Source organism: Vibrio sp. V09_P4A23P171, from assembly GCF_963875615.1.
In the GTDB taxonomy this organism is placed as follows: Bacteria; Pseudomonadota; Gammaproteobacteria; order Enterobacterales; family Vibrionaceae; genus Vibrio; species Vibrio anguillarum.
The window spans coordinates 25,734-47,311 of the sequence record NZ_CAWNMR010000018.1; the positions used below are offsets into that span (position 1 = coordinate 25,734).

The window sequence follows — 21,578 nt, forward strand, 5'->3', positions numbered from 1 at the left end:
TTGCTGTTTCTAGTGTAAAGAGGATGGAAGATGGCCACGCTGAATTTTACGTTAAAGGTTGACGGGCTCGCCGACGATGCATTTGTGGTGCGAGAATACCAAGGACAAGAATCCTTATCGGAGAGTGCGCTGGCCAATGGCGAGCCTTGTTATGGGTTTCGTTACCACATTGAGCTAGCAAGCCGTCAATCAACTTTGAGTGCAATCGATGTCGTCGACAAAACGGCTCAGCTAACGGTTTTTCGTAATGGCGGGGTGGTGCAGCGCGTGCATGGCATCGTGCGCCAGTTCAGTAAAGGCGATATTGGTCATCATCACACCTTTTACTCACTCACTTTAGTACCTGCATTAGAGCGTTTGTCGCTGCGCCAAAATAGCCGCATCTTCCAGCTTAAAACTGTACCTGAAATTCTTTCCATTGTGCTGCAAGAAATGGGCATTGACGACTATGCCTTCTCGCTCAAAGGAGAATGTCTTCAGCGCGAATTCTGCGTACAGTACCGTGAAACCGATAGCCACTTTTTACACCGCTTAGCCGCCGAAGAGGGCTTGGTCTACCACCTCCTGCATGAAGAAGGTAAACATACCCTCATTTTCAGTGACGACAGCCAAAGCTTAACGAAGCTCGATACACCGATCCCTTACAATGTGCTGTCCGGTGGTATCGCTGATACGCCTTACATTTCCAACTTAATCAGCCATACGCAATCGCAAGTGGCGGAAAGCCAATTGGCGGATTACAGCTTTAAAAAACCGACTTACGGTTTTAAGCAAAGTGCACTCGGCACCGCGATGGATTACCAGCAGACCCACTATGAACATTTTGATTTCCCGGGTCGATTTAAAGACGATGAGAGCGGCAAAGCGTTTAACCAAATTCGTTTAGAGTACTTAAGAAGGCAGGCGCGTACCGCACAAGGCCAAAGCAATGAAGCGCGTTTGCAAGCCGGAACCCTGTTTGATTTGGCCGAACATTTAGACGACAGCGTGAACCGAGATTGGGTTGTGGTGCAAGTAAACCATCAAGGCCGGCAGCCGCAAGCATTAGAAGAGTCTGGCGGTAGCGGTGCAACAACCTACAGTAACCAATTTACCTTGATCCCGGCCGATGTAACGTGGCGTGCAACACCGCACACGAAGCCGCAAGTGGATGGCCCATGCATCGCCCATGTGGTTGGCCCCGATGGCGAAGAGATCTTCTGCGATGAGTATGGCCGCGTTAAACTGCATTTCCCATGGGACAGATATTCTAACGGCGATGAACACAGTTCATGTTGGGTGAGGGTGTCGCAAGGTTGGGCGGGTAGCCAATATGGCATGATGGCTATCCCAAGAATTGGCCATGAAGTGATTGTCGATTTTTTAAACGGTGATCCGGATCAACCCATCGTCACGGGCCGCGCTTATCACGCCACCAATAAAGCGCCCTACACACTGCCAGATAACAAAACCAAAACCGTACTGCGCAGTGAAACGCATCAAGGTGAAGGCTTTAATGAGCTGAGTTTTGAAGACCAAGCAGGGCAAGAGAAAATCTACCTGCATGCGCAAAAAGACTATGAAGCGCTAGTGCTTAATGATGCCACCACACACATCAAACACGATAAACACCTGACAGTGGATAACGACCAGTTCAGCCACATCAAAAATAACCAACACCTAACGGTTGAAGGCGAAAGCCGTCAGAAAATAGCGTTAGATCGTAGCCTTGATGTGGGTGGTTCACTGCACCAAAAAATCGGTGAAAAAACGGTTTTTGACTCAGGTAATGAAGTGCACCTTAAAGCAGGCAATAAGTTGGTGTTAGATGCAGGTAATGAGATCACCATCAAAGCTGCGGGCAGTTTTATCAAAGTGGATGGCGGCGGCGTGCACCTAGTCGGGCCTGCGATCAACCTCAACTCTGGCGGCAGCGCAGGCAGCGGCTCGGGTTATGGCGGTGTTGTAGCGGCGTTGCCACAAGGGGTTGATGAAGCCAAAACGCCGCAAGATATTGAGCTAGCAGCGGTAACTCCCACTCAGCAATCCATGTCACCTTTACTTAAGGCGCGACAAATTGAAGCACTCAAAGGTCCTGCACCTGTGTGTGAAGTGTGTGAAGTGTGTGAAGAGGCAAAGGGAAATTAATGCGTTCAACAAATTCCGTTGTCGTGCATAACTGGGTGAGCTCGGTTCCAGAGATGGAAATGGATACACAAGAAAGGCTTTACCTTTTGGTTGATGGTGCTCAAATCAGCCATCTAGCACAAGCCTTGTACCGTCTATCGGGTGAATTGGTTTTGGAGCCTTTGTACCTTTTTCCGCCTTTTGAGCAGCTTAAAGAGGTGTCTCCTTATCTCGTTTTGGCAACGGATGTAGTTAAAACCTGGTTCCTTGAGCAGAATCAGGGGTTAGCTGGGTTCTTTTTTGCTTCTTTAGAGTCCATTGAAGAGATTGCTGAACAACTGCGTCGTTTGATCCAAGTGGAATCCCCTTATGGTTCAACGGTGTTTCTTAAAATGGCGAACAGTGAATGCGCGTATGTACTTTTGAGTACCCAATGCCAACCACTGTGGAAAGTGATCAATCGAGCTTGGTTGCCCACACGTCAAGGTTGGCAATATGTGCAACGACCAGAACTGACGGCGACTCAGGACACTCCTGTGCGATTCAAGTTAACCGATGAACAGTGGCAACGGCTTGGCAACATCACATGGCTCAATACCTTAGAAACGGTCGAGCGGCATGTGCAGCAGTGGTTTCCGGATTTAGCGCAGCAGTGGCAGTCTGACCCTGAACTATTTCATCGTCATGCTCAATGGGCTTACCAGCAGGGCTTTAGCAGTGAGCGAGATTTAATGCTGTTTTTTAATGTGTTGGGGTTTTTAGGCGTTGATGCTCTTGAAAAAGGGAAGTATCCCGAGATTGACCTTTTGTTGCATCAGGCTTCAAGTCATACGCCTTCGCAACGCATTGAAGCTGCCGCAGAGCTGGCTTATCAACATTCACAATCATCACAGGAGGTACAAGGATGAGTAATCCCAATCAAGCTGCGAAAACAGGACAGACCAATGATGCGCAAAATCCCGCCAGTGCATGTCCTTTTAAACAGCCGTTAATAGGGATAATTCCTGTTCGTTACGCCTTTGATGTTTATGATGATCAAGGTCAAGCATTACACCCTTTACCCAAAGCGGATCGACAGTGGAAAGGTCAATTCTCTATCAAGCAGCGCAGTTATACCTTAAGGCAACTGCGTGATGGCTGGCTCTATGTCTATGATGAAACAGCAAAAACACTGCACGAATATGAAGTCGTTGGCTGCAAGTTGACCAAAATTGATTGGTCTGATGATGAGGCAAACAAACCCACTCACGAGCGCGGTTCGAAAGGTGAAAGCAAAAGTTGTTTACTCTATCCCGCCCAGCACACGCTCTCTATCGGTTATGCGCACCAACGATGGACGTGGCGAGTGTGTGAGCATATGCGCTCCAATACCAGCAGCCGTCATGCTGTGATGCGTAAAGTGAGCCTTAAACAGTTTGAGTCCAATGGTACTCACCCTCATGCGCATTTTGCTCAGTATCTTGAAGACTATGTGGCGGACATCGGGACGCCAGCTGAGCAGGATATTTTTAAAGCTACCTGTACCCCTTTATTACCGGTAGAGAAAAGTGAAGAAGCGGCGATAGATACCGAATTCAAATTCGTTGCCGACAAAGCGGTGGTGAGCTGCAGTGATTATTTGCAAGATTTGCCAGAGCAAAACTGCGGTTTATTTGTGGCGCTGAATGACCCTTTAGCGGATGTGTCAGATTTATTTGTTACTTTTACTACCCAAGTGGCAAAGCGAACTAAAGCGGTTGGTGATGAAACGCAACAGCATAAAATGCAGATGGCAGAGCTGACACGCACATTAGGCCGAATTCGTCTTGAAGAAAAAGAAATTCCCGATTTTGTAAAACAAGATCCTATCCGTATTTTAGAGTTAGAAAGAGCCATTACTGAATATTGGGCTACGGCTGAATTAGCCGAAATGGAATTTAGCCAATTAGCCAGTGAAGGGATCACGCCATCAAAGGCGCTTTCCCCCATGCAGCAGCAAGCGGATCAGCAATTGGCGGAATTGAAAACACTCTATCGTTTTGAACCCACCAGTGCTCAGATGCGCAAGTGGCGCAAAAAAGACAACGGTTTTAACGATGAAGTGCGCTGGGCGGATTTAGATAACTTTTTGGTGGAGCATTACACCCAACTCAAAGGATTGGATGAACAGATTAAACAGCACTATGCGCAGTTTATGTCTGCCTTCAACCAGCTTGGCCTTGACCCGATTCTACTTGGTATAGATAACCAAGATGAGATCCAGCAAGCGTATTTGTTAGCGTTAATTAGCCAATTTCTAGTGGCAGTTACGCAAGTCAATCATGATGAGAAAGCGCTTGAGACCCTCAAAAAAGAGCTCAGTTTTGATTCACCGAAAAACCTCATGGCGCTCGCGTCAACAGGCTTTTCTCTGCAGGCGAATCAAGCCATTAACAGCCACATCCAAGGTTTTAGCACCGCTTTTCTCTCTACCGGTAATCCTAGTGATATGGTGGCATTTTCGGCCGCGATCGCTAACTGGGATACGTTCACGGGAGATGGCCGCATTCGGGAAAAAGCATGGTTTAAGACATGGATTGAACCCGTTCAATCGAGTTTTGGTGCACTGCAAAAAGCGGTAGCCAATCAAGCTAAAGAGAGTTGGCAAGCGGTGATGGAGTTGCTGTTTCCTTATCAGACTCAGCCTAAAGGAGGAACGCCCAGTTTGCTGGCTAACCTTCGCTTATTATTAGTGGAAAGCCTAGTACGAGAAGAGGCGGTGTTGCAACATAACCCCAAGTATGCGGCTGAGCTTAAGCAATTTGAGACTAAGTTGAATGCCATCTTGCAAGAGATGAATAATGCTCTGGAACTCAAGCCCGGTAATGTGAGCCCGAAAAACCATCAAATTGCGACCGCGCAATCCGCACAACGTAAGCTAGGGCAATTACTCAGTAGTGAACTGCCGATGATGTTCACGCTCAAAAACCAAGCGGCGATGAACACTTTTCAGCAGTCGGTAAATGAGAAACTGAGCGCGCTATCGAAAAACGTCAAAACCAGTAGCGCGTCGGTGAGCCAGAAACTGGGTGGGCTGGGTGGCTTGCTGTTTGCGCTTAACCTATGGAATACCATGGCGGTTTTGGAGAATATCCGCGGTAAGGTCGCACAATACCCTAGTTGGGATCCTTTTAAGAATCCGGCGTTGGGCGAAGCCATTTATGCCACTGGCTATACCATTGTGGCCGCTGGTGCCATCAGTGCGGGGCGCGCTTGGGGGACGATTGCTGAGCAAGGGTTGTTAGATCGTACACTGAAAAACGCCTTAAATACCACGAAAGCATTGGGCACAAAAGATGCCCTAAAAACCTTTGCTAAATCGATCGCCTTGGTGGCTACCGTGGGCATGATTGCCAGCGCATTAGAAACATGGGAAAGCTGGGGTAAGTTTAATGACAGCAGTAAAACCGATCTTGAACGCTTCGGTTATTTATTAAAAGCCGGAGCGACAGGTGGACAAATGCTGATTTTTGTTGCTCAAACAATGAGGTTGACACAGAACATCTTAGGTTTCTCATCAATTGCTGCTATCAATGCTGGCTGGATGCTCGCCGGTTTTGCTGTGATTGGTATTGTCTATTTGATTGGGGTGATTTTGACCAATGTGTTTAAACGCTCAGAGTTAGAAATCTGGTTATCAAAATCGACGTGGGGGAAAGAGAGTGCTCATTGGCCAGTGGGCCAAGAATTGACCGAGTTAGAGCGCCTTCTCCATCGTCCGAGTCTTCGGTTGAGTCAAGTTACGCAACGTAAAGCAGCACAATGGATGGATTCAGGTTCTTCACAATGGCAGTTAGAACTCACGTTACCCGATTATCTTAAAGGGCAGACGATAGGCTTACAAATCACCCGTTTGCCAGCGCAGCCGGCATATTATCAACCGCAAAGGGAGGCGGTAACACCAATACTCATCAATGAACAACAGGGAAAATGGAGTATTGAAGATAATCAGCCAGTGTATCGTATTACACTGGGTGGCAGTGAGAAGGATACTGTTGGAGTTTGCGTTGAACTGCCCCAGCATTGGGTCAAGAAACAGAGTCTCAAATTTTGCGCCCGCGGAACTCGCGCGGGGGAATTGGATTTACAATCTGCAGAGGCGAATGATATTGCCACAAGAAATCTCGTTGTAGGAAAGGGTTAAATGTTAATTGATAAAGATGAGTTAGAGCAGTTAAAGGCAAAATTACACAGCAGTGAGGTGATCCATCAGTGGGTGTGTATAACAGGAGACATCAGTAATATGGCTCGCTGGTTTTGCGCTATCTTTGCTGGTTTTTTGCTTCCCTCACTATTTCTTGTGTTCGGGGATATTGCTTTTAACAGTGCAGAGTTTTGGGGCTTTATCAGCTTTGGTACGGCGGGCATGGCCGCGGTGAGGTATCTTTTTATGCCCGACCACCGCTATTGCTATAGTCTAACGCAAGTGGGGGTTCATTATACCGACCAAGAGGTGATCCCGGATGCGGCCTACACTTTTGTACGCGGTTTTGCTTGGGTGGGGATTGCTGTCTGTTTGCTAGCCTTAGCCGTCGTTGGTCCGTTAGCGTTTGTTGGTGCCGGCGGTTTTGCCCTGCTGGCCTTTGGTTTGACCAACTTCCATCCCACTGTACATCAGAAAGAGGTTTACTTTGCCAAACAATTGATTGTTTTTGATCCGATCAAAGAAAAGATGGTGGATTTAAATACAGATAGCACAGATCAACCATGGTTTGACAGACGGCTATTTTTTAGTTCACTTGATGAGAAGACGCATTTTATTGAGCTCGTGAAGAGTATTCATAATAATGTCGACTATCTTGCGTTACAGCGAGTTAACGATCAGTACAAGCATCCTATCTTTAATCAAGAGTTAAAAGAGGAATAGCTTAAAGGTTTTTCACACCAGCGGCACTTTGGTACTCTAATTTGTGTCTGCTGCGTACAGCTCACTTTTGGCTGTTTAGCGGTATTGATGGTGTGTCACTAGCCGATAACATCCTAAACCCTTAGGGTAAAAACAACATCGCAATAAGCTTAATCAACGAATCTGATAAGGAGCAAATCAATGGCAAATGGTGCATTAGTAGGAGATATCGGATCCGATCATGATGGTTTTCCTCCTACGCCGATCACCGCTGGGTCACCGACGGTCAAAATTGATGGCAAAGCAGTGGCAAGGCAGGGCGACCCGCTAGAGCCTCATGACAAACCGAACAACCCAAGCCACCCACGTGTAATTAAAGGGGGATCGGGTAGCGTTATGATTGATGGCAAGCCTGCTGCGCGAGTCGGTGATGCCGTTGACTGCGGTGGTGTAATTATTGGTGGTTCATCGGTCAATATCGGTTAAGGTTGTAACCTATTTGAGATATAAAGCGGCGCTTCAAACCTTGAGTGCCGCTTTATTGTTTTAAGCACAGCAGCTTTAGCAATAGTGAGCCAGCGTTATCCCTCTTTATGAAAAGAAATTCTACAGACAGAAACGGAGCGAACAATGATCCGCCATATCTTATTAATCAAATTCAAACCACAAGCTCAGCCCGCCGACATCCAACAGCTCAAGTCACTGTTTGAAGCCATGCCAGAGAAAATTGAGGGGGTCGCTGCGGTTGAGTGGGGCGTGAACGACAGCCCAGAAGGCAAAAACCAAGGTTATACTCACAGCGTTTTAATGACATTTACCGATGAGCAAGGACGCCAAAATTATCTACCTCATCCAGAGCATAACGTGCTAAAGGATGTCTTTCGTCCTTTGCTCGAAGAGATCATCGTTTTCGATTATTCGATTTAGTTACAAGCCAGTAAAATCTAGACGGTGTTTACCCCCTGACTTCGCCGCTAAGATTCAAACCTCAAGGTTTAGATGGCCTATGCCGGCCTTCGCTTATTAATAAATGATGAAAAACCATTAAAGTATAGATTTATCAATATTTTGCGAACTTCTATTCACCATTGTATCAATGGTGTTTAGATCAAATTTTCAGCACAAAGCATTCACAATAATGGGATGAATGTATGGTTTTATTGTTGTTGTGAATGATTTTCATTGTGTTGCGTTTTATCTTTTTGGTCGCTTTCTAAGCGCATTAAATAGGATGTAATAAAATGAATAAAGGATACAAATATTCTGCTCTTACTGCAGCAATACTCGTTTCAGCATCGGTTTCGGCAAACGTCAGTGTAGAACCCACCCCAATTAATTCGCCTTTTATTAAAGATATAAAAGGTAATATTGTTGAAGACTATACTCCACAAGCTATCCAACCTCGTTTGTTTTTCATGCGTATGATTGGGAGTTCTGAACAGCGTGGGGATTGGTTTAATCTCTCGGCTAACTATTCCTCTATCCAAGGGGTTGGATCGGATTATGTGTATGAATCCTTGATGCCCCCTCTTAAACCTCAGCCTGTTATCGTGGCGGTGTTAGATTCGGGCGTGGACATTGAACACGAAGATCTAAAGAACAAGTTATGGGTTAATGCGGGAGAAATCCCAAACAATGGCATTGATGATGATGGTAATGGCTATATTGATGATGTGTATGGTTGGAATTTCTTAGGTAACTCGCTTGGTATCAATGTGGATTACGATACATTAGAGCTGACGCGTGAGTACAAAAAATACCTGGATTTATTAGAAGGCAATGATTGGATACCTGAGCAAAAACGTGCTTACTACCAAGCAATAGAAACGGAATATCTAGCCGAGGTTCAGAGTAACCAAACCCTGATCGCGCAGGTCACTGAAGCTATTGCGCAAGCGAATCAATATAAATCGCAAATCTTAGCCTTGACTCAGCATAAAGATTTTACGGCCGAAGGTTTGCTCATTTTGCTGTCACATCCGAACTCTGAAGTCGTCTCCGCTGCTCAAGCTTTGTTGGCACTATTCGACGATTGGTATTCGTTTGACTACCTCGAGTCAAGACGAAGCCGATATCAAGATGCGTTGGATTACTACTACAACCTTGAGTTTGATCCTCGTGCTGATATCGTTTTAGATGACATCAGCAACCCTTGGGAAAAGGGGTATGGAAATAATGATGTAAAAGGGCCTGATGCATCACACGGTACGCATGTGGCGGGAATTATTGCAGCAGAGCGTCGCAATGGTATCGGAATTGACGGCTTATCTGAAGATGTGAAAGTCATGTCGTTGCGTATGGTGCCCAATGGTGATGAGCGCGATAAAGACATTGCTAATGCTGTGCGTTATGCGGTGGATAATGGCGCAAAAATCATCAACATGAGTTTTGGTAAAAGCTATTCACCACGTAAATTTGTAGTTGACCACGCGTTTCGTTATGCGGCCAGCAAAGGTGTGTTAATCATCCATTCTGCAGGCAATAGCCAAAGTGATAATGATAGTAAACCAAGCTTCCCTAATCGTTTTGCCGATACTTACGAATCGTCACCTATTTCAACTTGGATAGACGTAGGTGCATCAGCGAAATACGCGAATGAAGATTTTGTCGCCAGTTTTAGTAATTATGGCCAAAAATCGGTTGATATCTTTGCACCCGGTTATCGCATTCTCTCTTCTACGCCAGGCAATAACTACGCCACTTATAGTGGTACGAGTATGGCTGCACCTGTAGTATCAGGCGTTGCCGCTATGGTGTGGTCACGCTATCCAGAGCTCTCCGCAGTAGAACTCAAAGCCCTATTACTTGATAGCGCCCGTCGTTATCCTGAGCTGTTAGTGAAAAAACCATCATCACCTGAAACGTTTGTTCCATTCAGTGCACTATCGATCTCGGGTGGAATGGTTGATGCTGAAGCCGCTTTTGAAACACTCGCGAGTAAGTAGTGTCGCAGTCGGTAATGGATCAACTTTGTCTTGTTGTGCAAGCACAGGCCTATTTACCGATGGCTTAATTTAAACGTGAGCGTAATAAAAGGCGTAGCTGATATCATCCAGCTACGCCTTTTTGTATTCAGAGAAGAGTGCGTGTTCGGGTGCTTGTCTGACCCATTACCTGACCCAAAATCGTCAGGACAAAAAAAGGTCAGTAAACACTACGCTTACTAACCTTCTAGAATTTGGTGGCCCTCCCAGACTCAATTTTGTATTTTAACTTATTGTTAAATAAAAATTTTACTGGTTTTCATTTTATTCATTGGTACATTTGGTGGTACATCACGAAGAAACCAACAGCATCGTTCTTTCAAAATCAGAGTGATTTACGAAAAATCTTGGCTAGATCACATTGCAATTAGCCTGAACCTAATCGCTCCACTGTTTTGGATGAAAGCGTAACTATGTTGTTCTGCCGCTTCATTGACTCAACAGATCAGCATATATTCTTTCTTTAGATAAAAAACGTCTTAAACGATCATCTTGCTGTTCTTGCTGTTCTTGCTGTTCTTGCTGTTCTTGCTGTTCTTGGTGAGTTTGAGTTGCTTGAAGATTGTCGTTGGAATCTTGATCTACATTGCCCTCTTTAGCATTTTTTCGATTTTCCAATTCTCTATCGATCAACTTTTTAAGCTTGGCCTTAATCTCATTTTTTCCATCGCTGCCAGTAAGCTCGATCAACTTAGCCCAATCCACCTCACTGAATGTTAGTGTTTTTTCTTCTTTAGTTCTGAAGGCTTTGCTTTGTGAAGATGAGGACTTAGCTTTTCTTGAAAACGAATCAGTGAGTTCTTTTACCACTTTTTTAAATGTTGTAACCTCGCTACTTTTTTCACTCAAATCATCAGGTGAGGTTGTTGCGCAAAGTACGTCAAAAATACACATAATGGTATGTTTTTGTTTAATGGAATCATTAGTTGTGTTTAAGCCGGTTCCTGGATACTTTTTCATCAAGTAATGGTAATACCAAGCGTTCAATTTTTCATCGTTTGAGTTAAACACGTTCCACTCTGTGTTTACGTAACGACAACTCAATTGGTAGAGACTTTCTATATCATTAATTATTTCTAGCATTACTCTTTGGTCGTCTACATGACAAGAAACAGCAATATACTCAAGTGTTCTGGCGATACTATCCTGAGCTGATGATGTTTTGTTTGGACAGATGCTTTTTAGAGGTACGAGGAAATGTGTCTTTTTGGCAGAGTCTAGGGCCATTTGAGCGAATTTGCCCAGTGTAACTTTACTAGTATCGGTATCTATTTTTAATGACTTTGCTGTTTTAAAGTTAATTTCTGTTGTTTTAAAGTCAACCGATTTTACAGGGTAAGACAAGTCAGTAATATCGTTATTGAAAACAGCGCGCATCAATACTGAGAAAAAATATAGTGGCCTTGGTTCAGATAACCATTCTATCTGTTTACTAATATCTCCTCTTATTTGCTGAGCGCGTGAAAATAAAGAGCTAATGAAATCATCCAAATCTTCACTTTCATATTCAGTTAAATCATCTTCTTCTAAGTATTTAGATTCAATATCGAGCTTGTCTCTAATTAATTCTTTTAATATTAATTGTAGGCTTGATTTATTTCTATTACTTAAATCAATTACCTCATCTTTTTTACTTTCTAATTCCCATTTAATTATATAAATATAAAGTTTCAGGTCTTCTTCTGATGAGTTTTTAATCAGTTCTAAATATCTTCTAGTACTCATGGTCATTCGTTTGTGCAAGATTTTTGTCGGTCTAGTGTAGGAGAAATGTAGGAGAATTGATAGTTTTACAACTATAAATCGTGGGTTTTATGTTGGTTGGTGGTGGGTTTTTTGCTGGTTTCTCTATAAGGTTTCAGATTAAACTCAGGAACGATGATTTCGAATGTCATTTAGCAGTGTTCAAAAAGTGGACTGGTCATCCATATCTGATATATGACATAAGTTATTTTTCACTTTGAGTGGATTTAATATAAAGCATCTCTGGTAAATAATCAAATTAACGATTTGATATAAACTGAATGGGATGTCATTCTTTGGTTGTAGTGTGTGTTTTTTAATGAATTGAAAATCCAAGGTGATAAGTTTCGAGTGAAAGGAAACATGATTATTTGTATCCTTAAGTCTGTTTTGTCTGATTTTTGCGTAAAAGGATTACTGTTTTTATAAAAAGGGGATTAGTTTTTGTTGCAAGGTCGTTTCGATGTCATGAGGATATGTTGGTATAGGTAATATACATAACTGCCAACTACTAAAATTTACGTTATTCCCTGTGTGTATGAGAGACACACGAATAGGGATAACAACATCATGAATCATCAGTACACATCTGAAGACAAGTTCAACAACTACGACCTACCTCAACCAACGAAACGAAAGCAACGATTCTTCTATCGCAAGTTTTACCTCTACAAGATTTCTCAATTGATAGAGAAAGCATTGAAGTATCATACTAGGCTATCCGTCTTTCGGATAGACCTACACTTACCCGAAGATTTCGATGATTCGGATTCGAAAGTCATCACTCGATTCTTCAAATCCCTAAATGCCAAATTGGACGTAGATATAAAACGTAAAGAGAAAAGCTGGGGAAGGGGGTTAAAGAACAAGACCAGTTACATCTGGGCAAAAGAGAAGAATACCTCTGAGCAGTGCCACTACCATGTGGCTATTTTCTTGAATAAAGATATCTATTATCAACTCGGGGATGTTGGGGCGTCAGATGGCTCTCTAGCCGACTTGATTAAACAAGCATGGTGCAGTGCTATCAAACAGGAGAAACCAGCACTAGTTCATTTCTGCAAGAATGGTGTGTATCGCTTAAACCTGAATGCATCGGATATTGAACAATCGAAGAATGAGCTATTCAAAAGGGTGTGCTATTTCGCGAAACCTAACTCAAAGGTATACGGAGGGGACATGAGAAACTTCGCTACTAGTTCTTAATCCCCTTAAAAATTACGTTGGAAACAGTTCCTGTGGGAATCACAACAAACCACAGGAACCAATCATGATTCATCAAATCAACGTAGCTCATCAAAGAGTCCACACCATCACTCATGACCGAACCTTTAATGGAAAGCCACTCTACTACCACAAGGATGGTCTCGTTCTCGAATACCTAGAGGAGATAGACCGAGTGCTGACTGAAGCACTAAACCAATACCCAAGAATCTTTGCTGTTCACATCAACCTAAACCTACCGAGTGACTTCGGGGAAGATTACCTAGCGGTGTTTGCCCATTTCTTTCGTATTTTAGAATCGGAGACTAATGAGCTCTGTAGAGACAAATACACCGACAGAACTTATCAATACCAGCAAACGGTCATTCGCTATATCTGGGCGAAGGCCAGTGAATCCACCAGCCAGCATCATCATCTTATCTTGCTCTTTGATAGGGATCTCTTTCAAAACTTCGGCACTGGACGAGAGGGTTGGGGACGTTTTCTCTACAAAAAAGTGAGGAAGACATGGGATAGGGTGGTTGAAGATTATTACAGCCAACCATGCTCTGGATTAGCCTACTCTCCTACGAATGAAGGTTTTGAGCTGTTGTCTGACGCTGAAGTGTTCCCGTTACAGTTAAACGAGTTCTTTTATCGAATCAGTCGTCTCGCGAAACCCATTGCCAACCAGAACGATCAACGCAACAAGAGCTTTGGTTGTAGTCACGACTCACCTTAAAAAATACAGAGCGAGTAATGCCTATGTCATTCACACACTGAGAGGTATTACTCATGTCGAACACAACCCACCTTCCAACCATTACTCGTGCTAGAACATTTAAAGATTATCCATTGTTTTACAGCAATAAGGGACTTTATGAATCAGCGCTTACCACGATGGATAAGGTCTTTGATCAGGCTCTGACTCAGTATCAACGTACTCTTGCGATGCGTTTGGATTTATACCTGCCTAAAGATCATCAAGACACCGATCTCAGCATCCTCAATGATTACTTTGACATTCTGAAAGAGAAAATCGATGCCGATTTGTTGCCTTATGTATGGCGTAAGCGAGCTGATAAAACCCCTTCACATAACTACCGAGTAATGCTGTTTCTTGATGATAGTCAGTACTTCGGCCCTGCCATTTGTTGGGATAAAGGTAATCAGCTTGTGGATCATCTAAAAACAGCTTGGAAGGAAGCGATAGAAAAGCACTACAAAGGCAAAGAGCGATCAATCATTTTGTTTAACGACCGAGGGAACTATGGACTAGGAACACGCTGTAAGAGCAAAGATACCAATATAAAGCGTTGTGTCTTCCTCCGCATGAGCAGCCTTGCTGAAGCGTGGAAAGAAGAGCGTTACTGCTTTGGCTCTAGCCTAGATTAGATTAGGCCGACTGCACTTTTTTACCGTGGCGACTTATCCATGGGTATATACAAGAGGAGACAATTCCCATGAGATTTCTACGACTTAAAGACGTGATGGCGATTACAGGGCTAGGCCGCTCCACTATCTATAAGTTCATGGCTGATGAAACCGATTTTCCGAAGAGTGTGCCACTCGGTGGACGAGCGGTAGCTTGGGTCGAAAGTGAAATAGAGGAATGGATGGAATCGCGTCTGAGCATGAGAGACAACGCAGAATCCTTTCAGTAACACAAACAGCAAATCACATCATCAACGGGGCGCTGGCTAAGCAAAGTCATGCGCCCTTTTTGCAATTAGAGAGAGATAAAAATGAGTTATTCAATTTACGTAGACGGCGCTGCACCAAACAACCAACACGGATGTACACGAGGTGGTATCGGGCTGGTGGTCATGGATGAAGACAACGAGATTGTTCATGAAGAGAGCATCACCATCAATCGAAAAACCGACAATGCTGAGCTGGAACTACTGGCCTTAATTGAAGCATTGGAATACGCAGAAGATGGAGATGTTATCTATTCGGACAGTGATTACTGTGTGAAAGGTTTCAACATCTGGATGGACGATTGGAAAGACCGAGGTTGGCGTCGAGCGGATAAGAAACCGGTTAAAAACCGCCAGCTTTGGCAACAAGTGGACGAGTTGAGTTCTAGGAAGTATGTCGAGGTATTTAAGGTCAAAGCACATTCGGGCATTGAAGGGAATGAAAGAGCTGACCTGTTGGCGGTTGAAGCTGCGGAAGCTGACTAATACAAGAATTCATAGTTTGGGAGGGTAACACCTCTCAAGCTATGCCCTATTTTTTGTTTGGGCTAAGTTGGTTAATGATGAAGTCATTATCAATAGGTTTGGATGTAGTGGGTGAAAATCACAATGTCTGCAATTGGTAGACCGAACTTATGGTTATAAATCCTGCAATTACGACTGTTTAGGTAGAATACGCCTATTGAAAGTAGCAGATGGATTTAACTGTGGGTTATCGAGTGGTACGGTTAACCGAACTGATGGCATATGAGTTCGGTCAGGTTGAAGGTGACATTGGTCGGCTGGACGAAAGAGCGTTAGGCTCAGCACTCCCTCAGGGGATGAGCTATTCCAGTTTTATGGACAAGCTGAAAAGTGGTGAGTTAGCCTTGTTGACCGATTCCCCTTCAAAGCCTGTGATGCTCCGAGATGGCATGAGCAAATCATGGAGCTTGTCGGCGGAAGGGCAAGAGGCGTTATCGCCAGAAGCGAAAAGTGCCTACCTGTCCAGAACAAAAATGTCTGGCGGTGCGGCTGGCAGTGCTGCGCCCACTCAAAGCGCCGCTGGTTATGCGCCTAACATTGAAGAGACCTACGTTCCTGAGCCCGTAAAACCTGATACCTCAGATGCACCACCAAAACTGCAATACGAATATTGCTTTGAAGTGGCTTGCTCGGATGAGACGTTTAGAAAAAGCGTGGGGTATGCGTTTGAACTGGCGAAAACCAAACAAGAATCCCTGATTGGCCGTTGGCAGACGGAGGCAACCGAGCACGGTACAAAATATACGGCTCATACCGCCTTTGATGAACCGAAAAAATTAGTCGCTAAAGTAGCGTCCAATGCTCTGGGTATTAGCGTTCCCGACAATGTGCAGGTGAAGCCTATAGGCTCTGGTGTAGTGCGAGAAGCCTTTATCCCAGTTGTCCCCTCAGTGCAGCTTGGTGAGCGTTTGGGGCTACCAACAGAAGGCTACTACTACCATTTCTACAATGGCCGTTTAGTTCAAGAATACAAGCTGCTAGGAAATGGCAAGTGGGCCTTCTACGCGACACGCTCCACTCACGAGCAGCTTAATGATGAGCAAGGCTACAACATCTATCAAAGTGCCATTCTGGTTTACTGGAAGCTCGAAGGTAAAGACGTTGAAAACCAACATCTGATTTATCTTGAACAGCCAATTACCCGAGAAGAGCTAGACAACCTCGATGATGACTGGTTGGCTCAACATGGTATTAAACTTGATATCAACGAATTGCTTGCTGCGCCCAAGCAACCTGTCGCAGAAAGACAAACCATTCAACCCTCGGACACAGAGAAAGCAGAGAGTAAACCAGAAACGCATACTGTTGGAACGGACTCTAAGACCAACCAACGAGGATCATGGGGAGCCATTGCAGAGCAATATGGTTTGTCGGCGAAACAATTACTGGATTTGAATCCGCAGTACAATGCCGATCCGATGTCATTGAAAGTCGGGGATACGCTGACCGTTAAGGCCGTCGAACAAAACCAGAGCACTCCAGAAAAAGCGACCGATTTACCTCCGCTTTCCCCTTGCACCTATAGCTGCTTGGCGAACACGCATTATGATCACTCTGACTCGCTTATCTCAGGAACTCAGTTTAAGGCGATAAACAGCGATAGTCTGTTTGAGAAAGAATTGCCCGTCACGAACTTAACCACCATCACCACGGCTTCTAAAGCAACCGATTATGGTAAAACGGCACTCCTTGCGATCCCCGCAAATGGTGCAGCAACGAACCTTGGCATTCTCAGTAGCAATACGACCAATACGATAGGCACATGGTCGATTTCAGGAGAAGCGTTAGCAGGCTTTGCGCGAATGGGGGGCTTTCTAGTGGCCGCCTTATGGCCGTCTCAGCTTGGTGATGGCACCTTAGACGGAAATCCAGATTTTGTGACTGGTGACACTACGACGATGCGTGTGCGTTTCAATATGTACACAGACGAGAATGGTAAACAGCAAGTGGTCGGCATCAAAACGGGAGACGGTAGCGCCTATGGTGAGCGAGTTGCGAAGCGTGAGGCGGTACAGAAAGGACAGCACTTTGTTGCTGAACTAGAGAATGGGATTACCATTACATGGACACCGGATGGCTCAACGGATGTACTAACACCTGATACTGTATTGCCCGAAAATGATCAGCTCGATGTACACAACATTTGGGTGCGCCCGATTGAAGAGCATGAACAAGAGATAGGTACAGCGCTCTATCCCGAGGAAGAGCTTGCTGAGTATATTGTGACTTTCCCTGCGGATTCTGGCGTGTCCTCCTTGTACTTAGTATTTAATAAGCGTAGTGCTGGAATTACTAAGGTAAAACCACTGGAAGTAGGCACTTATGGCGACTTAGCGCCAAGAAGCAAAAAGGATGGAATGGATATAGATCATATTCCATCTCAGGCGGCATTGTTAAGAGCTGCGGAAGAAATGCTTGGACGTCCTTTAACTGCTGATGAAAAGAAAGAAATTATTAACTCAGGTGCTGGAGTAGCGATCCCGAGAGAGATTCATCAAAAGTGTAGTGAAACATATGGTGGAAGAAATAAACTTGAAAAGCAGCAAGTTGATTCAGGTGATCTAGATGCGGCAGTAAATTCGAATTTTGATGCGATTAAGACATGTTTAAAAGAAAATGGCTACACTGATGAGCAACTTGAGGACGCTAGAGAAGAGCTCCACCGCTTAAATAAAGCAAACGGATGGTATTAGATGAACTATTTAGATTTTATTGGCTGCACTTATCAAGACCTTGTGAAAAACCCTAAGTTTGCAGCGTTAATAACAGGTAATGTGCCATCGACGATGGATGGCTACACTGAAGAATTTTACATTCGAACTTTTGATAATGGGCTGGAGTTTCAATTTGACGCAAACAGCAGCGTTCTAAAATTGATTGTTGCCACGAATCCTAACTTCTTTATGGATGACTTAAAGAATATCTCATCCAAGGAACTAGTTCATCAGATGATGGGGAAGCCTGTTGAATCGATGTTAGAGAAAAAAGTACCAGTACTTGGTGTTGTCGGAGCTTGGGACAAGTACAAGTCTGTGAATGGTCATACTATTCAAGTCTTATATGAAGTTGGTTCTACCAAGGTCAAGAGTGTTTTTTATCGATAACATATACCTTCAAACTGGTGTATAGAAGCAAAAAAGAATGGGGAGCATCACGCTCCCCATTGTTATTTTTACCGCTGCTGGTGAAGTTACTTTTCTTTGCTGGCTTCACTGCCTTCAGACATTGTGATAGCTGGAAGAAGAAAAACTGGCGTAGAGCGGATTAAAGCACGATTTTAAATAGCCGCTTGTGGTAGACAGTCGATGCTCTTCTCTCTGAAAGGTACGTCGAAGTCAAAAAGGTTAGAGCGCATTTTGGTGTCAGAGGGAATGAGATAGCGGACTCACTAGCCGTTGATGCCGCTAGAAGTGATATCGATTGATGTAATAATGCGGTTTGTAGGCTCAATCTAACAAGCCGCTATTGCCTGTTATTTGCGTTTTTCTAGATAACATATATCTGAAGGTGGATACGATGAGGAAGCGAGAGCGGGCATTAGACCAACCGCTCTCTTAGCAAGTTTTTGCCCCATTCCTTCTTTACGGCAAAGAGCACTATTGTCAACTGTACTATGCGTAGCCCTAATAAAACTTATCTCTGATGAACGGTGGAACCGTGTCAGGGCGAAATGTTGCTTTTAAGAAATTTATCAGTTGTTCTTTGTTGTGTCTGGGTTCATAAATTGAAGCAATAGCCAAAAGACTGCATCATTGAGAGCTGAACGTTACAATTGTGATATTCAGTGCTAAATCGGTTATAAATAATATGAGGAAATTGAGTTGGTAGAAGCAAAAACTATCGGGTTGTTCTTTATTACAGCAGTAGCAGAGATATTGGGGTGTTATCTACCTTATCTCTGGTTGAAAGACGGGAAATCTGTCTGGCTTTTACTACCAGCAGCTCTATCCCTAGCACTATTTGCTTGGTTGCTTTCTCTTCACCCAACAGCGGCTGGTAGGGTTTATGCTGCCTACGGTGGGGTTTACATTTTCGTAGCAATACTATGGCTGTGGATAGTTGATGGTATTCGACCAACTTTATGGGACATAGTCGGTGTGACGGTAGCGCTGATCGGCATGGCTATCATCATGTTCGCGCCAAGGTACACCTAATAATGAACTATTGAAACATTTCAAATTGAGGGGTATGAGCAAGCTCCACCTTAGGTCTGTCCCTATTTTGGTCTCAACATTAAGACAGCCATTTGACATCGACTTACTTTTCCCAAACTAACTTATCTCTCAGAAGAACATGTTTAATTGAAAAATTGATACATACGGAAGATAAAACATATGATATTTCATATGTTTTATTGCGTTGAATAGTTCCTATGTTTGATCCAATCCTTCTTTACAAAGCATTTGCTGAAGAAACTCGGCTTAAGTCTCTGCTGTTAATGCAGAAACAAGAAGAATTGTGTGTGTGATCTCATGGAGGCGCTTAATCTCAGTCAACCCAAAGTCTCTCGGCATCTTGCCGAACTGCGAAAGCACGAGCTTGTTATGGATGAGCGACGTGGTAAGTGGGTTTACTACCGAATCAATCCCAGGTTAGCTCCTTGGGTTAAGCAAGTGCTGGAGATAACCCTCAAGCATAATTTGGCACTTATCGAGCCAGAGTTGCAGTTCATCAAAGGCAAAACATTCTCGAATGGTATAAGTGAATAATGCTCTATTCAGTTGGTTTATCAATTTCATATTAAAGAGGTCTGTATGAGTAATATCTCAAGCTGTGGCGAAACCAGCGCATCTGAAAAAATGAGTTTCCTAGATCGATATCTAACCGTATGGATTTTTCTTGCAATGGCCGTTGGTGTCGGGATTGGAGTGTGCTTCCCTCTGTCGGCTCAGTGGAACGAAAGCCTATCTGTAGTTCAACCAATATCCCGCTTGCTATTGGCCTAATCCTAATGATGTACCCTCCATTAGCGAAAGTAAATTATAGCCTTCTAGGCGAAGTAACTCGTGACAAACGCGCGATAATGCTTTCTTTAGTGATGAACTGGCTCGTGGGACCGATTTTGATGTTCACATTAGCCATCATTTTCTTACGCGATCAACCTAGTTATATGGTAGGACTCATTCTGATCGGCCTTGCTCGATGCATCGCTATGGTGTTGGTTTGGAATGATATCAGCGGCGGAAACAAAGAGTACGGTGCAACTTTGGTTGCATTAAATAGCGCGTTTCAAATTGTCACGTATAGTTTTATGGCGTGGCTGTTTATTACTGTTTTACCCCCTTACTTTGGCCTTGAAAGTTTCGTTGTTGACATCACTATCTGGGATATTGCACAAAGCGTCTTAATTTATTTAGGCATCCCTTTCTTAGCGGGTTTCTTAAGCCGTAAACTATTAGTTTCAGCAAAAGGTGAACAGTGGTACAACGAAGTCTTCATCCCGCGTATTTCGCCAATCACCCTGATTGCGCTTTTGGCAACCATCGTTTTGATGTTTAGTCTGAAAGGTGAAATGATCATCGAGTTACCGATGGATGTGTTCCGTACTGCAGTGCCACTGATCATCTATTTTATGGTGATGTTTTTGTGAGCTTCTACATCGGGAAACGTATGGGGATCCCTTACGACCAAAATGCTTCTATCGCCTTTACTTCAACGGGCAATAACTTCGAACTGGCTATCGCCGTATCAATCGCTGTATTTGGATTAAACTCTGATCAAGCATTTGCAGGCGTTATTGGACCTTTGGTTGAAGTGCCCGTTTTAATTGCTTTGGTCAACGTCGCATTACGAATGAAGAAGAAGTACTATCCTCCCCATCATGGTATTAAAGCGCACAATCAATAACCAATTCACAAACGTCATGATCTTGCCATTAAGCAGTCAATGAGTTCATCCCGATAAGAATGCAACAATGTAATTAGAATTAACCTAGGTAACTAACACCACTGCAATCCAGTAGGGAGGCTTGGTTGATGAGTAAGTAACATTCGACAGTGCTCCAAAAACAAAAAGGCTGCGATGGAGAGCAGCCTTTTTTACTACCCGTCATATCATGACGACTGGTTTTTGGGGCTTGCCAAAAGCTCCGCAATCGCTTGATCGTTTTGGTGACGAACATCCAAGCCAGTCACAAAATAAATCGTGTACTCACAAACGTTGCGCGCGTGATCGCCAATCCGTTCGACCGCGCGACCTATCCACGTGATCTCCAAAATGGTTTGATAGTGAGTGCCTTGCACCAGCATATCTTTATCATTTTGACGCAAAATATCGCCGTAGCTGTTGTCGATTTGTTTATCTAACATTGCTGCTTCTAGCGCATCGTGTGCATTGAGATCGTGAAAAGCGTTCATCGATTTTTGCAGCATATTGATCACGTTCGCGTTAATTGTTTCAAACGCATCTTCTTGTAATTCAATACCATCAAAATAGTCTTTGTCACCCGGATGG

Annotated in this window: 17 protein-coding genes and 3 pseudogenes; 18 read left to right on the plus strand and 2 right to left on the minus strand. The window is 44.0% G+C overall.

Annotated features, from left to right (window positions below):
• Positions 1 to 30: 30 nt before the first annotated feature.
• The 7 genes from AACT23_RS07220 to AACT23_RS07250 all read left to right on the plus strand — a co-directional run bounded on the left by AACT23_RS07220 (position 31) and on the right by AACT23_RS07250 (position 9,915).
• Entirely contained in the window at positions 31 to 2,127 is a 2,097-nt protein-coding gene (locus AACT23_RS07220; RefSeq protein ID WP_094128483.1) for a type VI secretion system Vgr family protein, read from the plus strand.
• Positions 2,127 to 3,014, plus strand: a complete 888-nt coding sequence (vasW, locus tag AACT23_RS07225) for a type VI secretion system accessory protein VasW (protein WP_094128486.1) — start codon at positions 2,127 to 2,129, stop codon at positions 3,012 to 3,014. Before AACT23_RS07220 ends, vasW begins: the two co-directional genes overlap by 1 nt.
• Positions 3,011 to 6,268, plus strand: coding sequence for a T6SS effector BTH_I2691 family protein (locus AACT23_RS07230; RefSeq protein ID WP_094128489.1), 3,258 nt, complete (start codon positions 3,011 to 3,013; stop codon positions 6,266 to 6,268). The genes vasW and AACT23_RS07230 overlap by 4 nt, the downstream gene beginning before the upstream one ends.
• Entirely contained in the window at positions 6,269 to 6,991 is a 723-nt protein-coding gene (locus AACT23_RS07235; RefSeq protein WP_094128492.1) for a hypothetical protein, read from the plus strand.
• Positions 6,992 to 7,171: 180 nt separating this feature from the next.
• Positions 7,172 to 7,456, plus strand: a complete 285-nt coding sequence (locus tag AACT23_RS07240; protein WP_094128495.1) for a type VI secretion system PAAR protein — start codon at positions 7,172 to 7,174, stop codon at positions 7,454 to 7,456.
• Between the two features lie 144 nt (positions 7,457 to 7,600).
• Positions 7,601 to 7,897, plus strand: a complete 297-nt coding sequence (locus AACT23_RS07245; protein WP_064624362.1) for a Dabb family protein — start codon at positions 7,601 to 7,603, stop codon at positions 7,895 to 7,897.
• A gap of 314 nt (positions 7,898 to 8,211) precedes the next feature.
• Entirely contained in the window at positions 8,212 to 9,915 is a 1,704-nt protein-coding gene (locus AACT23_RS07250; RefSeq protein ID WP_094128498.1) for a S8 family serine peptidase, read from the plus strand.
• A 468-nt stretch (positions 9,916 to 10,383) separates the two neighbouring features.
• Here AACT23_RS07250 and AACT23_RS07255 read toward each other — a convergent pair whose 3' ends face one another.
• Positions 10,384 to 11,679 (minus strand): hypothetical protein, encoded by a 1,296-nt coding sequence (locus AACT23_RS07255; protein ID WP_094128501.1) that lies wholly within the window; start codon positions 11,677 to 11,679, stop codon positions 10,384 to 10,386.
• A 588-nt stretch (positions 11,680 to 12,267) separates the two neighbouring features.
• Between AACT23_RS07255 and AACT23_RS07260 the strand changes: the two genes are divergently transcribed.
• The 11 genes and pseudogenes from AACT23_RS07260 (at position 12,268) to arsB (ending at position 20,972) form a co-directional block, all read left to right on the plus strand.
• Entirely contained in the window at positions 12,268 to 12,903 is a 636-nt protein-coding gene (locus AACT23_RS07260) for an inovirus Gp2 family protein (RefSeq protein ID WP_094128504.1), read from the plus strand.
• 64 nt (positions 12,904 to 12,967) lie between these two features.
• Positions 12,968 to 13,642 (plus strand): inovirus Gp2 family protein, encoded by a 675-nt coding sequence (locus tag AACT23_RS07265; RefSeq protein ID WP_094128507.1) that lies wholly within the window; start codon positions 12,968 to 12,970, stop codon positions 13,640 to 13,642.
• Between the two features lie 53 nt (positions 13,643 to 13,695).
• Positions 13,696 to 14,295, plus strand: a complete 600-nt coding sequence (locus AACT23_RS07270; protein WP_094128510.1) for an inovirus Gp2 family protein — start codon at positions 13,696 to 13,698, stop codon at positions 14,293 to 14,295.
• A gap of 68 nt (positions 14,296 to 14,363) precedes the next feature.
• Complete coding sequence (locus tag AACT23_RS07275) at positions 14,364 to 14,564, plus strand: AlpA family transcriptional regulator (RefSeq protein ID WP_055035460.1); 201 nt, start codon at positions 14,364 to 14,366, stop codon at positions 14,562 to 14,564.
• An 81-nt stretch (positions 14,565 to 14,645) separates the two neighbouring features.
• Positions 14,646 to 15,086 (plus strand): ribonuclease HI, encoded by a 441-nt coding sequence (locus tag AACT23_RS07280; RefSeq protein ID WP_019827556.1) that lies wholly within the window; start codon positions 14,646 to 14,648, stop codon positions 15,084 to 15,086.
• Positions 15,087 to 15,295: 209 nt separating this feature from the next.
• Complete coding sequence (locus AACT23_RS07285) at positions 15,296 to 17,818, plus strand: T6SS effector antibacterial DNase (protein WP_094128513.1); 2,523 nt, start codon at positions 15,296 to 15,298, stop codon at positions 17,816 to 17,818.
• Positions 17,819 to 18,229 (plus strand): hypothetical protein, encoded by a 411-nt coding sequence (locus AACT23_RS07290; RefSeq protein ID WP_029827263.1) that lies wholly within the window; start codon positions 17,819 to 17,821, stop codon positions 18,227 to 18,229.
• 212 nt (positions 18,230 to 18,441) lie between these two features.
• A pseudogene (locus AACT23_RS07295) lies at positions 18,442 to 18,549 on the plus strand (hypothetical protein); the annotation flags it as partial.
• A 397-nt stretch (positions 18,550 to 18,946) separates the two neighbouring features.
• Complete coding sequence (locus tag AACT23_RS07300) at positions 18,947 to 19,279, plus strand: YnfA family protein (protein WP_094128516.1); 333 nt, start codon at positions 18,947 to 18,949, stop codon at positions 19,277 to 19,279.
• 218 nt (positions 19,280 to 19,497) lie between these two features.
• A pseudogene (locus tag AACT23_RS07305) lies at positions 19,498 to 19,834 on the plus strand (metalloregulator ArsR/SmtB family transcription factor).
• 45 nt (positions 19,835 to 19,879) lie between these two features.
• Positions 19,880 to 20,972: pseudogene (gene arsB, locus AACT23_RS07310) on the plus strand (ACR3 family arsenite efflux transporter).
• 206 nt (positions 20,973 to 21,178) lie between these two features.
• Here the strand turns inward: arsB and AACT23_RS07315 are convergent.
• Positions 21,179 to 21,578: phosphate signaling complex PhoU family protein (locus AACT23_RS07315; protein ID WP_303396346.1), on the minus strand; the 400-nt coding region annotated here is incomplete at its 5' end.